The sequence below is a fragment of the Chitinophaga sp. genome, from assembly GCF_036569185.1.
Classification (GTDB): Bacteria; Bacteroidota; Bacteroidia; order Chitinophagales; family Chitinophagaceae; genus Chitinophaga.
In genome coordinates, this window is record NZ_DATCRD010000155.1 from 16,752 (window position 1) to 30,089 (window position 13,338).

Here is a 13,338-nt window from a genome sequence, read left to right on the forward strand (position 1 = left end):
AACACGCCAGCACTGGTATTAAATTAATGCAGTATGAGAAGACTACCCGTGTATCTTTTGTTAGATACCTCCGGCTCTATGAACGGAGAACCTATTGAGGCAGTGAAAAACGGGGTGCAGATAATGATCAGTTCATTACGCCAGAACCCGCAGGCCATCGAAACCGCATATATCAGCATCATCACTTTCGATAGCGCTGCAAGACAGATAGTACCGCTTACCGATCTTGCTTCCTTCCAGGTAGTGGATATAAAAGCCGGCGGCACCACCGCCCTGGGAGAAGCATTGCAACTGGTAAGCAGCTGCATCGACCGGGAAGTGGCTAAAACCACTATGGAACAGAAAGGCGACTGGAAACCGCTCGTGTTCATTATGACCGATGGCATTCCTACCGATAACTGGCAAAGCGGCCTGGCTGCATTCAAACAACGCAAGGTAGCCTACACAGTTGCCTGTGCAGCCGGCTCCGGCGCAGATACCGCCGTGCTGAAACAGATAACGGAAAATGTACTGAGCCTGGATACAGCTGACAGCCAGGGTATCGCCCGTTTCTTTACATGGGTTACCGCTTCCATCGGCGTTACTTCTACCAGGGTGGAAGATACCGGCAAGGAAGTAATAGGGCTTAACGAACTCCCGCCGCCACCGGCGGAACTGAATATCGTGGTTTAAGAAATTAATATTCTGATATGCGACGACTACCGGTATTTTTTTTATTGGATACCTCCGGATCAATGTACGGTGAACCCATACAGGCGCTTAACAACGCATTGAGCGGCATGGTGAATACCCTCCGGATGGATCCCCAGGCAATGGATTCGCTGTGGCTCAGCATCATCACTTTCGATCGCGAAGTAAAAGAACTGACCCCACTCACGGAACTGGCCAGCTTCCAGCTGCCGGAAATCACCTGCCCCCAAAGCGGCCCCACACACACAGGGTATGCCCTTGAATTTCTCTATGCAAAGGTGAACAGCGAAGTACGCAAAGGCACCCCCACACAAAAAGGCGACTGGCGCCCTTTATTGTTCCTCTTCACCGATGGTAAGCCCTCGGATCTGCAGTTGTACCGCAAAATGGTACCGCTGGTAAAAAGCCTGAACTTCGCCACCATTGTGGGTTGTGCCGCAGGCAAAGCTGCGGACGACGGTATGCTGAAAGAACTCACAGATACCGTTGTTCATCTCGATACCGCCGACAGCGCCACACTTAAACAATTTTTTAAGTGGGTATCCGATACAATAGAACAGGGAAATAAAAGCATGGGCACCTCGGAACAGGTAACGCTGCCGCCGCCCCCAAGTGAAGTGAATTTAGTCATCTGATAATAAAAAGAATGAACGTAAAATTGATTGGGCATGATTTCAAATGTCTCGAAGTAGAGCTATCCCAACAGGAAAAATTTTTTTGTGAAAAAGGCGCCTTGATCTATTATGAAGAAGGAATTACTTCAAAGGTCAATGTATTCGATAAAGGTGTAGCCGGTCTGATCAAAAGGAAGTTAACCGGTGAAAGCATCTTCCAGGTAGAACTTTGCAATACCAACCTGAATCCGCGGAAACTGGTGGTAGCCGGTAAAGTAGGGCTGCTGCCCGTGAACCTGAAACAGATCAGTACCGGCATTGTTTGTAAAGCAGGCGCTTATGTGGCCTCCTCCGACAAAATTGATATCGATGTAAAAATGAACCTCACTTCCCTGATCGGTGGCACCGGCCTGATCATGCAGAAAGTAACCGGGTTTTGTACTGTTTTTTTAGATGTGACAGGCACACCCATTACATTGGACCTCGCACCCGGACAAACCGTTTTTGTAGACGAAAAAAGTTTCATCTGCATGAATGCTGATATGGTAAACCGGATGTCGTCGCATTTCTCAGGGAATAACCTCCTCGGCGGGGAAGGGTTAAGCATGTTGAAAATTACCGGTCCGGGTACAGTTTATATCACTTCTGTAAATTTTGGATAATGAGAAGACTTCCAGTTTATTTTCTGATAGATGTCTCCGAATCAATGGTAGGAGAGCCCATCCAGCAGGTGGAAGAAGGCCTGGCACAAATCATACAGGCGCTGAAAACAGACCCTTACGCCATAGAAACGGCCTGGGTATCTATCATCGTTTTTGCCGGCCAGGCGAAAACACTGGTGCCCCTGCAGGAAATCATCAACTTTTATCCGCCGCGTTTCCCCATTGGCGGCGGTACCTCTTTAAGCAAGGGATTGGGGCACCTGATGTATGAACTGAGAAAGAACCAGGTGAAAACCACTTATGAAGTGAAGGGCGACTGGAAACCGATCATCTTCCTGTTTACCGATGGAGTGCCTACAGACGACACCAGCGCCGCCATCGCGGAATGGAAGCAGAACTGGCAGCGCAGCGCCAATATGGTGGCCGTTTCTTTTGGCGATGAAGCAGATACCAATGTGCTGAAGGAGCTCACAGAAAATGTAGTGCATTTTAAGAATAGTTCTCCCGCCGCTTATAAACAGTTCTTCAAATGGATCACCGATTCCATTAAAACCAGCAGCGAAAGCGTGGAGAAAAATGCGTCGGGATTTGAATTGTCGAAAATACACGATACAGATACGCTGTCGAAAATAGATCTCTCAAAACCCGCGCCTTCACGTGGTTATACAGACAGCAACTTCGTGGTAATGGTAGGAAAATGCCAGCATACGCAGCGCGATTATCTCATAAAATACCGGCGGGCCGAACAGGATGCGGAATTATACGGGCTGAATCTCAACCGGCTGTATTACAAGCTGGTAGGCGCTTTCCAGGTAGATAAAAACTACCAGGAACTGTCCGATAATAATGTAAAGCCTGCCAGCATCAACAGCGAGGAACTAATTGGTAACCCTACCTGCCCCTGCTGCGGCAACCAATGGGGATTTGCCCTTTGCTCCTGTGGACAGATCCACTGCATAGGCGACGAGAAAATGAGCACCTGTCCTTCCTGCCATACTACTTCCTCTTACGGTATCAGTGAAGGCGGGTTTGATGTAAACCGCGCCCAGGGCTAATATAACATATCAACATGGGACGGTCATTTATCCAGGAATTGTTTAAAGCAAATAATATTACGGTAGGCAGCCACCGGCAACATCTTTTCGAGGCATTTGTAAATGATGAAAAGAACCTGCTGGCAGTGAAACAGATCATGGAAAACAAAAAACTACTAATGGATACCTGGCAGTTTAAAAACAGGTTGGCCGATATTCAGCAACAACCCGTGAGCATCCCCAATGCTACAGCGGGCAAGCCTTATGAGGCACAACTGGATTTCGGTCAATTGAAATGGAACGACTTTACCTGGTTCCATATCGATGGCCTGGAAGGCTCCGGCCTGCAATACGATGCAGAGAAGAAACAGATCAGTGGTACACCGGTGAAAAGCGGCGATTTTAAACTGGTGTTGAAATACCGCCTGGAAGGCGAAAGCGATACCTCGGCGCCCAATGAAAAAACAGTGCCGCTGGTGATCAATCCCAACCCCAGGTCGCTCTGGAAGAATATAGAAAGCGATCATACCGATCCTTACTGGAAAGAAGACAACGTAACCGCCACCGCCTCATTGGGCGATAAACAACTGGTAGTAGCCTCCAAAAGAGGCCGCTCGCATGCCAACACCGGCGCATTCCGGGAAGATGATTTTGCATTCAGACACTTTGCAGATTCCGGCTGGAGCGTACTGGCAGTGTCAGACGGCGCCGGCAGCGCCAGGCTTTCCCGGGCAGGATCGCGGGTTGCCTGCACCTCCGTGGTGGAATACTTTGAGCGGCTGCTTACGCCTGAACTAAACGCCACATTTGATGCGCTGATCGCTGATCATGCTGTAGCAGCAGATGATAAAACGCAAAAAGAGCTTACCCGTTTTGTATACGATAATCTTGGTAAAGCAGCGTTCACCGTACACAAAAAACTGGAAGAATTTGCCGGAAACTGCGCCGCGCCGTTGAAAGATCTGCATTCCACGCTTATATTTGTACTTTTAAAAAAATATACATCCGGCTATGCGATCATGAGCTTTGGCGTGGGCGACTGCCCCATAGCTCTTATAAACAAGGATTTTTCAGCAATTACTTTGCTGAATAAACTGGATGTAGGGGAATTCAGCGGGGGAACCCGGTTTATTACCATGCAGGAGATCTTTAAAAGTGATACATTTGCTACCCGCTTCGGATTCAGGCTGGTACCGGATTTCTCTTACCTGATGTTAATGACGGACGGCATTTATGATCCCAAGTTTGAAGTAGAAGCCAACCTGGAGAAACTGGCAGCCTGGAAAGCGCTGCTGGATGACCTTGGCGGCAGGAATGATGACCATGTAAAAGTTGACCTGGCGCCCCATACACCGGAAACCGCCGGCCAGCTTTCGGCCTGGATGGACTTCTGGAGCCCGGGCAATCACGACGACAGAACCTTAATGATCATCAGTTAAGTATGAGTACAAAAACGGTAAATTCGGTCATCAACGCAGGGAAAAGTTACCAGTACGTGGATAACGGGGAACCCATGCGGGGTGGGATGAAAGACGTTTACTTCAGCCCGGATAAATCTTACGTGGTGGCATTTTACCGGGATGCGCAGGATTTTGCCTCCAGGGAACGGCTCCGGAAAATTGTGACGGATTATTATAACAGTTTCTTTAACCGCGAAGGCGGCGACTACTACCGGGAGCTTTACTGCTGGCCAACAGATATGGTGGAAGCAGATAAAAAAGTAGGTCTTGTAGTACCTTGCTATCACGCTAACTTTTTCTTTAAGAAAGGTTATGCGTCGAGCGACCTGATTAAAGGAAAAGAAAAAGAAGGGAAATGGTTTGCTTCTCCCAAATTCAGGAATAAACAATTCACCCTCCGCCTGGATGAGGCTGAACTGGGCAACTGGCTGAGCTATTTCCAGATCTGTGTAAATATTTCCAGGGGTGTGAAACGCCTGCATGCTGCGGGCCTGGCCCATTCGGACCTGTCGTACAAAAATGTACTGGTAGACCCGGTGAGCAAATCGGCCGCCATCATTGACATCGATGGCCTCGTGGTACCCGGCCTGTTTCCGCCTGATGTGATCGGCACTGCCGATTTTATTGCGCCGGAAGTGCTGGCCACCAAACACCTGGACCTGAAAGACCCGGGCCGGAAACTGCCCAACCGTCTTACAGACCTGCATGCGCTGGCAGTCATGATCTATATGTACCTGCTGTACCGTCATCCCTTGAAAGGAGGGAAGATCCATGATCTTGATACAGAGAAAGACGACCTGCTCGCAATGGGAGAGAAGGCCCTGTTCATAGAACACCCGGAGGACGCTTCCAACCGGCCCAAATTAAACCAGGTAAACCCGAAGGAATTGCCCTGGGCAGATGTAACAAAGCTGCCATACGCCATTACAGGGCCCTACCTGAAGGAACTGTTCTACCAGGCGTTTGTAACCGGTTTGCATAAGCCCACCGAACGTCCCCCGGCAGAAATGTGGGAACAGGCGTTATTGAAAACAACCGACCTGATGCAGCCCTGCAGCAATGCCGCTTGCGAACAGAAATGGTACGTTTTTGATAATACCCTTTCACCCAGATGCCCGTTCTGCGGTACCCCGCATAAAGGCACGCTGCCCGTGCTGGACCTGTATTACGAGTTTAAACCAACCGTTTGGAAGCCGGAAAACCACCGGCTTATGGTATATAATAATCAATACCTTTTCCAATGGCATGTGAACAGGAACATCATCCGCAACGAAAGACTCACCGCTGCACAAAAAGTGCCGGTCGGATATTTTGTTTTTCACCAGGGGAAATGGGTGCTGGTGAACCAGCAGCTTACTTCTTTAAAAGACCTCACGGAAGATAAAGAAATTCCCATCGGCTCTATGGTGGAGCTGACAGACGGAAAAAGATTACTGCTGTCGAGGGAAGAAGGAGGAAGAGTTGTAATAATAACGATTGCCAACAAGTAGAAACCTATATAAAAAATAAACTGAAATGAATGAATTAATCCAACAAATTATTGACAACCCAATACCTTCAGCTATTGTTGTCGGGAACCTCGTTATTATTGAAAGCTTACTGTCGGTAGACAATGCCGCCGTACTGGCTACAATGGTAATGGACCTGCCCGAAAAACAGCGCGACCGTGCCCTTAAATACGGGATCCTGGGCGCCTACCTGTTCCGGGGCCTGGCTATGCTGTTCGCATCCTTCCTGATCAAGATCTGGTGGTTGAAACCATTAGGCGGTTTATATCTCCTTTACCTGGTATTCAGCTGGTGGAAAGATAAAAAAGCAGAGGGCGAAAAAGAAGAAGAGAGCATCGACAAAGGACAAAACTGGCTATACAAGGCCACTGTGGGCGCTATAGGTCCTTTCTGGGCCACTGTGGCGCTTGTGGAGCTGATGGATATGGCCTTCTCTATAGATAATATTTTCGCGGCGGTAGCATTTACCGATAATATATTACTGGTATGCCTCGGGGTGTTTATCGGTATCCTGGCCATGCGTTTTGTGGCACAGGCTTTCGTAAAACTGATGACGAAATTTACCTTCCTGGAAGGAGCGGCATATATCGTTATCGGTATTCTCGGTATTAAACTGAGCCTCTCTATCTATGAGCACTTCTTCCCGGAATCAGGGTTAACGCACTTCCTGGAAAGCTCACAGGCAGATATACTCACCTCTATCTTAACCGTAGGTATCTTTATTGTTCCGATCATTACATCGGCACTGTTAAATTTCCCTAAAAGAACCCCTTCTGCAAAGTTGGAAAAATAAGACAAGGTAAGCACCGCGTCAATTTAATAAAGGTTTCTGAAGCGCCAGTCTGCGGACTGGTGCTTTTTTTTGATCCCCGGCTTAAATTACATTGGTGTTCAGCATGGTTTTGAGGATATTGGTCTGTACATCAAAGCGACCGATCTGTTGGAGGAAATCAACATCGGAAATTTTTTCGTAGTACTCCTTCAGCAATGCCTGTACATTTTCAGGGATCACTGTTTTCAGCACATTGGCCCGGCTCATCAGGTTATCGTTTTTATCCGTTAGTTCCTGTACCAGCCTTGCTTTTTTGGAAAGGGTATTGGTCCAGTCAACGCCCGGGATGGTAGACAGGTCGCAGAACAGGAAGAGATTTTTTGCAGGGAAGAAGAGAAAATAACGGTCCAGATTAAGGAACCGGTATACTTCCAGCACTAAATTGCCGGCGGCAAGCCCGCAATAGAATTCGGTTTTAAAGTCCATTTTGCACAACAGCCCCATCAGCTTTCGCTGTATGATGGCGGAGTTGTTACGGTATACTTCTGCAGGGTTGAATTTAATGAGCTCATTGAGCGCATCGGGGGAAATATCAAAATAGAAATCCTGGGAGAACCGCGCGCTGAAAGCATTGATGTTTTTGGAGAAGGGATAATCTTCGGAATTGTCTGACAGCACCTGGAACAGCTTCCGCAATGATAAATTGATTTTCAGGGACTGCTTCTGTTTATCCAGCTGGTAATTCTTGTCTGAAAAAACGCTGTCGTTCATACTGGCAATCAGGTCCTTGTTGATCTGTATCTCATCGTATAAAATACTCACATTCCTTTCATTGCTGGCCTTTATTTTCCTCAGCAGGTCAATTACCGTGGCGGTATATTGCAGGTGAAATAGCTCCAGCTTATTCACATCCAGCTCGGGATTGGTTTCAAATAATTTATGGACAACCTGGCTTCGGAGATAGATCTTGTAAATTATCTCGTCTTCAAAAAAAGTGGACAGCAACTGTAATTTGCTGATGGTTTTATTTGAGTCATTTAATATTATTGCCAGGTTATCCTCCATTATTTATCCTCCGTTAGCTAACGTTTGTTACATTTTTCTTCAGCTCTGTTTCCAGCGTCTGTAATTCACCGTTCAGCACTTTCCTGCTTTCGGCGCCCTGTTCGTGGATCCTCTTCACTTCATGCAGCGTTTCAATCAGCGATTGGGTGGTTCTTTTTAGTGTTTCAATAGATACTACTGTTTTTTCATTTTCTTTAGCTACCTCTATGCTGTTTTGTTTCAGCAGGTCGGCATTCTTCTGGAGAATGGTGTTGGTAGTTTCAGAAACCTTCCGCTGCATTTCCACGTTGGCTTTCTGTCTTTGTAAGGCTACCGCAATGGTAAGCTGGTTTTTCCAGACAGGGATGGTAGTGGAAACGATAGACTGCGCTTTTTCCGCAATAGAAGTATTATTGTTCTGCACCAGCCTGATCTGTGCCAGTGATTGCAACATAATAAAGCGTACAATCTTCATATCGGCCAGCCGCTTGTCCAGGCGGGTAATGAAATCCCGCAGGTCCGCGATCTCGTAATCATTGTAATTGGCGGCGTTCACTTCCATCTCTGCCAGCTTCTGGCTGAGCTCATTGTATTTCAGCTGACCTGAAATAATGAGATCTTCCATTTGCTTGATGTAAGATACGTTACTATCAAACATGGTTTGCAGGGAACTATTGTCTTTCAGCGAATTGATCCGGCCGGCTTTGATCTTGTTGGTGATCTTATCCACGTTGCTGATCACTGTATCATATTTCTGGAAAAGCTTTTTGGCATCAAATACCAGCTTCTTCAGGAAAGGGATCTTCGAGATAAAGCTCTGAAAAGCGCCCTGGTTCAGTTCATCTACATCTATATAATTCAGTTCTGTGAGCAGATCGTTGATCAATCCGCCTACTTCACCGGAGTTATAGGTACGCACGGAAGTCAGGAACTCGTTACTGTATTTTTCCATTGAATTCTGTACTTCCGTACCGTAATTCAGGATGGAATTGACATCGGTGATAACCAGCGATTTACTTATTTCCCCGTATTTCTTCGCATCGTCCGGCGTAATGACAGACAGATCCACGTTGCCTTCCTTGTCGAGACGCACCGAGGGAAGTGTTTGATCGGTAGTATTTGGGTTTGCTTCCATAAGGTATCTGATTATAAATTGATTATTTCTTTATACCTGGTATCAAAAGTACGGTTTACAGGTAATTCTGCGCAACGGTATTTACGGTTTCCTGCAATTTTTTATCTTTTGTAGGCTCGCCGATCGCGTTGAATTTCCATTCTCCGTTTTTCTTGTAAAACACGCCCATTACCATGGATACATGCCCTGCAAAGCCGGGGCCGCTGGCGATATCGTAGGTGGCAAATATTTCATTCACACGGGAAGGCGTGCCTTCGTAAATGCGGATAGAAGCAAAGGGAATGGTACCGAAATCGTGCCCGCGGAAGCTGTTCAGCACAAATGCCACGTAGTTGGTTTTCGGATCCAGGCGGGAGAAATCGAGCGTGATCACCTCGTTATCCAGTCCGTCGTTGCCGTTCATGTCACCGGTAAGGTCGTCGCCACTGTGTTTTACAGCATTGTCTTTGGATCTCAGGTTGCCGAAGTACACTACTTCCTGCAGTTGCTTCTGCTCTGTGAACATGGCGCAGCTGCCGTCCAGGTCTACCGCTTCCTTGGTTTTAGACAGGCCAAAAAGGCCTTTCTTTTCAATAGCGCCCCAGTTGATACCTACGCAGATATTCTGCAGTTTGGCGCCGTTGCTTTTTTCGAGATTTATACGCTGACCTTTTTGAAGATTGATTGCCATAGTGATCTTATATTTTGGGTTAGTTGTATTTATTCAGGTAGTCTTGCAGGCCGCCTTTCATGCCTACGCCTACTGCTTCAAATTTCCATTCGTCGTTGCGTTTGTAGATCCGCCCGAATTCCACGGCTGTTTCAATAGAGAAATCTTCTTCCAGTTCATATTTCAACAGTACCTCGTTAGTAACGGGATCGAATATACGAATGAAGGAATTCCTTACCTGGCCGAAGTTCTGCCTGCGGGCTTCTGCATCATGGATGGTAACCACTATGCATATTTCAGTGATCTTAGAATCCGCTTTAGCCAGGTCAATTTTGATCTGTTCATCATCGCCGCTGCCTTCGCCGGTAAGGTTATCGCCGGTATGCTCTACGCTGCCGTCGGGCGATACGAGATTATTGTAAAAAATGAAATGTTGATCAGATAATATCTTTTTATTTTCTCCCATTACAAACAGGGAGGCATCCAGATCAAAGCTGGTACCGGTAGAAGAGGCATTTGCGTCCCATCCCAGACCTATTACGAATTTGGGCGCATTGATCGTTTGCCGCTGGCCTTTTTGCAAATTAATTGCCATGTTGTATACTTTTATGTTTTCTGTTAAATAAGTAATTTTTGATAAAATTCAGATTTTTCTGGTAAACTTCTATGGTATGATAGCCATTTCCCAGGGCCATATTATACAAAAGATTTATGAATTTATCTGATTGATTTTGCAGGAAAATACAAAATGAATCAAAATCGTAGTTCAGGATGTATTTTACGATCCTTGTATTAATGAAGAAATGTTCGCCCTGGATGATGTTTTCCAGGTGGAAAATGGACTTCACATAATGATAGTTCAGGTAATTTTCAATGTTGGGATGAATGCTTTTATTTTGCAACTCCGCATAATACAGCAGGTATATATCATTGGAAAGATCGTAGGCATCCACCATTTTCAGGATCATTCTTTCGTGGCCGCCGGTGATCCGGATATCATCCAGGAAGATCACTTTTTTCCCGATCAGGAAATGCCGGTCGATATGAAAGCTGTCGTTCCCGATCAGCTTTAACCGTTGTTCGGCATCCAGTTCGCCGTAATCCTCCTTGTAGGTGATGGTGCGGTGTACCTTGGTTTCCTGTAATACCGGGTGCCCGTGCGCGGCCAGCCACCTGTTCAGCTGGAAAACGAAGTAATTTTTCATGGCAAAGGTGGCCGTGGGTATAAAAGAGTAGGGGCTGGATACCACCACCAGCTGCGGCACTTCCTTTCCTTTCAGGTGCTGCTCAATAAACCCGTCTGCCAGGCCGGTACCGAATTTTTCAGCAACCGCATCGTCCCCGAATTTAAAACGGCTGTAGTCATCGGGCGAAAACCCGAAGAACTCCGCGTTGGTGATCTTATGAAGTGAATAGGTTGTCGTCATCAGTTAAGTAAGCTTGAAATACATTGATTATTGGAGTTGACCAGTAAAGTACGAATGCCTGCCACCTGTGCGCCATCGATATCTGCCTTTATATTATCGCCAATATGTATGATGTTATTGAGCGGGAGGGCCGGGTCTTTTCTCACCGCAGCCACATTGTCGAGCATCAGCCGGAACATTTTTTCGTTGGGTTTCGACATACCGGTTTCATCTGAATACAGCTGGAAATCGAAATACCGCTCCAGTTCCAGTTCCTGCAACACCCTTCTCAAAGTACTGCCTTTTATAAAAGCGGTATTACTGAGCAAACTGATGGTGCGGTCTGGCGATTCCTTTATCCTGCGTAATGTTCTTACCGTTTCTGAACAATAAATAACCGGAAGGTATTTCAGCACCAATGCGTCCATTTCCTGGTAAAGGGCCGCCAGGTCAATGTTTCCGAAGGCGTTACTGTAATCATTTATTTCACTGATCACCATGAGGTACATTTCTTCCGCATCAATATTACCTCCCGTTTTTTCGTTGATGGCATTGCATAACAAGTCTACCTTGCGGAATATACGGCCCACCTCTTCCTGCGTTTTTTGGTGTTGATTGAAATGGTCGTAAAAAAACCGGGTCCTTTCCTGTTTAAATAAAGGATTCGATTTTATTAAAGTTAACCATAGATCAAAAGAATAATGTTGGTATATGTTCATGTATTTTTTTAGCTTTTACGTCACACCGGTTGGCCGGTTCCCTTTAGCAGCATACTGTCCGGGCTAATAACATTAATATAAATAATATTCAGATGCTCCCGTTTGATCTTTTTGTTATTTATTAAGGGTTAATACCAAAAAAGCCTGCATACAGCTTTTTTCAGGTTTCTAATATAGGAATTTATCTTTCATGAAGCCGGAAATTTCCATTTTAATGTGTTGGTAATAAGTTAATTTAGATCTTAACTTATCTAGTTGGTGATGGATTGTCCCATTTAAAATTGTCATTTTCATCATATATCCCTGGTCTTTTCAGTGCGCCGGACCGGTAGTATTCCCCCCGGTAAAGGCAGTATTGTCTGCCCCGGAAACGTTGTCAAAACTACCAAAAAGCAGTCATTCTTCACCTGCGGAAATTCCCAGGTCGCAGCTGCTGTTTTTGGCATGTTCTGTGATTCCTGGCCGCCGCCCCGCCTTTGAACTGCCGGGAAATATTGAATTTCGGTATGCCCGGTACCCTGGTATTGACCGGCTTCGGTATACCATCATCAGTAATGACCAACAGCGCAGTTGCGATAACTTATCAAGTGCGGGCAATAGGGCGCAAATACAGGCTCTGGCTGTATGTACAGCCAGTAAGCAACTGGATAATGAGGCAAGAAAAAAGTAATGTGTCATATGGATCCGGAAATTATGCAGAAAAGGATGCACAAAAATCCGGGAATCCGTAACCGGGTTAATGGACCCGCCCCCTTTCTTCCTGGTTGCCGGTATCGCCGGAAGACGCCCGTGTGGCAGTGCCCCCAAAACGGTAGCTGATGCCCAGCAGCAGGTAACGGTTCAACTGGAAATTGCTCAGCTGCTGCCTCGCCCCATTGATAGTAGAGTGGATGGTCATAGCGCTGCTCATGCAGATATCATTCATGGTAAGGGCGATGTCCACTTTCTTTTTCATGACCGATGCCTTTAACCCTATATCCAGCTTGAAATACGCATCGGACCTGCCGATATGGTTTATTTCCGGGAACTGGTACCAGCAGTTCACCGCAGCCGCAAAGGTTTTATCGCGGTTGAAATAGAGATTGTTATTGGTAGCCACATACAGCCCAAACCCACTGATACTGCTCACCTGCGGAATGGCCGACTGTGCATCTGTATGATAGAAAGTTACCTGGTTATTATTATCAAGCCAGCTGAAAACAGCAAACGATACATTCTCTGAAATACCATACCGGTAAGTCCGGATAAAGTTTAACGGTATCGTATATACGAGATTGGTGTCTGCGCTGGCGAGGGTAACATTGTTAAATCCATCATCTGTTTTATTAAAAAATAAGGAAGAGGTAAACCTGTTCCTGAAAGTATGCGACAGCTCAATATTCGTATTGTATTCCGGGTTTAAAGAGGGGTTGCCTTCTCCATAGCTATACGCGGTGTACAACGATTTAAAAGGGTTCAGGTTCCAGAACGAAGGACGGTTAATACGCCGCCCCACGGTGAAGGCAAGGCTGTTATCCGTGTTTGCCTGCCATGATACCGACAGCGAGGGAAATAACCGCAGGTATTTGCGCTGCGTGCGCTGATCAAGCGTAAAGGAGTAACCGGTTGTTTGTGTAAGCTCTCCTCTCAATCCTGCTTCGTATTT

At 46.4% G+C, this 13,338-nt stretch carries 14 protein-coding genes; 7 read left to right on the forward strand and 7 right to left on the reverse strand.

Annotated elements, in window-relative coordinates:
* Positions 1-33: 33 nt before the first annotated feature.
* The 7 genes from VIM72_RS11300 to VIM72_RS11330 are packed head-to-tail and all read left to right on the forward strand — an operon-like array spanning position 34 to position 6,761.
* Positions 34-672, forward strand: a complete 639-nt coding sequence (locus tag VIM72_RS11300; RefSeq protein WP_332002942.1) for a vWA domain-containing protein — start codon at positions 34-36, stop codon at positions 670-672.
* A gap of 17 nt (positions 673-689) precedes the next feature.
* Positions 690-1,325: a vWA domain-containing protein gene (locus tag VIM72_RS11305; RefSeq protein ID WP_332002943.1), complete on the forward strand. Its 636-nt coding sequence runs from the start codon at positions 690-692 to the stop codon at positions 1,323-1,325.
* 11 nt (positions 1,326-1,336) lie between these two features.
* Positions 1,337-1,966 (forward strand): AIM24 family protein, encoded by a 630-nt coding sequence (locus tag VIM72_RS11310; protein ID WP_332002944.1) that lies wholly within the window; start codon positions 1,337-1,339, stop codon positions 1,964-1,966.
* Positions 1,966-3,021 carry a TerY-C metal binding domain-containing protein gene (locus tag VIM72_RS11315; protein ID WP_332002945.1) on the forward strand — a complete coding sequence of 352 codons (1,056 nt, stop codon included), beginning with the start codon at positions 1,966-1,968 and terminating at the stop codon, positions 3,019-3,021. The genes VIM72_RS11310 and VIM72_RS11315 overlap by 1 nt, the downstream gene beginning before the upstream one ends.
* 14 nt (positions 3,022-3,035) lie before the next feature.
* Positions 3,036-4,439 (forward strand): PP2C family serine/threonine-protein phosphatase, encoded by a 1,404-nt coding sequence (locus VIM72_RS11320; protein ID WP_332002946.1) that lies wholly within the window; start codon positions 3,036-3,038, stop codon positions 4,437-4,439.
* Between the two features lie 2 nt (positions 4,440-4,441).
* Positions 4,442-5,950: a helix-hairpin-helix domain-containing protein gene (locus VIM72_RS11325; RefSeq protein WP_332002947.1), complete on the forward strand. Its 1,509-nt coding sequence runs from the start codon at positions 4,442-4,444 to the stop codon at positions 5,948-5,950.
* A 25-nt stretch (positions 5,951-5,975) separates the two neighbouring features.
* Complete coding sequence (locus tag VIM72_RS11330) at positions 5,976-6,761, forward strand: TerC family protein (protein WP_332002948.1); 786 nt, start codon at positions 5,976-5,978, stop codon at positions 6,759-6,761.
* 81 nt (positions 6,762-6,842) lie between these two features.
* On the opposite strand, the gene VIM72_RS11335 is transcribed toward VIM72_RS11330, so the two are convergent.
* The 7 genes from VIM72_RS11335 to VIM72_RS11365 all read right to left on the reverse strand — a co-directional run.
* Positions 6,843-7,805 (reverse strand): hypothetical protein, encoded by a 963-nt coding sequence (locus tag VIM72_RS11335; RefSeq protein ID WP_332002949.1) that lies wholly within the window; start codon positions 7,803-7,805, stop codon positions 6,843-6,845.
* 13 nt (positions 7,806-7,818) lie between these two features.
* Positions 7,819-8,919 carry a toxic anion resistance protein gene (locus tag VIM72_RS11340; RefSeq protein WP_332002950.1) on the reverse strand — a complete coding sequence of 367 codons (1,101 nt, stop codon included), beginning with the start codon at positions 8,917-8,919 and terminating at the stop codon, positions 7,819-7,821.
* 55 nt (positions 8,920-8,974) lie between these two features.
* Positions 8,975-9,589, reverse strand: coding sequence for a TerD family protein (locus VIM72_RS11345; protein WP_332002951.1), 615 nt, complete (start codon positions 9,587-9,589; stop codon positions 8,975-8,977).
* Between the two features lie 19 nt (positions 9,590-9,608).
* The gene (locus VIM72_RS11350; RefSeq protein ID WP_332002952.1) at positions 9,609-10,163 is read right to left on the reverse strand and encodes a TerD family protein; all 555 of its coding nucleotides are present in this window, start codon (positions 10,161-10,163) and stop codon (positions 9,609-9,611) included.
* The gene (locus tag VIM72_RS11355) at positions 10,153-10,995 is read right to left on the reverse strand and encodes a phosphoribosyltransferase family protein (RefSeq protein ID WP_332002953.1); all 843 of its coding nucleotides are present in this window, start codon (positions 10,993-10,995) and stop codon (positions 10,153-10,155) included. The genes VIM72_RS11350 and VIM72_RS11355 overlap by 11 nt, the downstream gene beginning before the upstream one ends.
* Positions 10,995-11,564 (reverse strand): HAD family hydrolase, encoded by a 570-nt coding sequence (locus VIM72_RS11360; RefSeq protein WP_332002954.1) that lies wholly within the window; start codon positions 11,562-11,564, stop codon positions 10,995-10,997. The genes VIM72_RS11355 and VIM72_RS11360 overlap by 1 nt, the downstream gene beginning before the upstream one ends.
* Positions 11,565-12,429: 865 nt before the next feature.
* The coding region (locus VIM72_RS11365) for an outer membrane beta-barrel family protein (RefSeq protein ID WP_332002955.1) at positions 12,430-13,338 on the reverse strand (909 nt) is incomplete at its 5' end.

Bases quoted from the DNA above. Each gene is read 5' to 3' on its own strand.
- VIM72_RS11300 (WP_332002942.1), top strand. From the start codon at position 34: ATGAGAAGACTACCCGTGTATCTTTTGTTAGATACCTCCGGCTCTATG.
- VIM72_RS11305 (WP_332002943.1), top strand. From the start codon at position 690: ATGCGACGACTACCGGTATTTTTTTTATTGGATACCTCCGGATCAATG.
- VIM72_RS11310 (WP_332002944.1), top strand. From the start codon at position 1,337: ATGAACGTAAAATTGATTGGGCATGATTTCAAATGTCTCGAAGTAGAG.
- VIM72_RS11315 (WP_332002945.1), top strand. From the start codon at position 1,966: ATGAGAAGACTTCCAGTTTATTTTCTGATAGATGTCTCCGAATCAATG.
- VIM72_RS11320 (WP_332002946.1), top strand. From the start codon at position 3,036: ATGGGACGGTCATTTATCCAGGAATTGTTTAAAGCAAATAATATTACG.
- VIM72_RS11325 (WP_332002947.1), top strand. From the start codon at position 4,442: ATGAGTACAAAAACGGTAAATTCGGTCATCAACGCAGGGAAAAGTTAC.
- VIM72_RS11330 (WP_332002948.1), top strand. From the start codon at position 5,976: ATGAATGAATTAATCCAACAAATTATTGACAACCCAATACCTTCAGCT.
- VIM72_RS11335 (WP_332002949.1), bottom strand. From the start codon at position 7,805: ATGGAGGATAACCTGGCAATAATATTAAATGACTCAAATAAAACCATC.
- VIM72_RS11340 (WP_332002950.1), bottom strand. From the start codon at position 8,919: ATGGAAGCAAACCCAAATACTACCGATCAAACACTTCCCTCGGTGCGT.
- VIM72_RS11345 (WP_332002951.1), bottom strand. From the start codon at position 9,589: ATGGCAATCAATCTTCAAAAAGGTCAGCGTATAAATCTCGAAAAAAGC.
- VIM72_RS11350 (WP_332002952.1), bottom strand. From the start codon at position 10,163: ATGGCAATTAATTTGCAAAAAGGCCAGCGGCAAACGATCAATGCGCCC.
- VIM72_RS11355 (WP_332002953.1), bottom strand. From the start codon at position 10,995: ATGACGACAACCTATTCACTTCATAAGATCACCAACGCGGAGTTCTTC.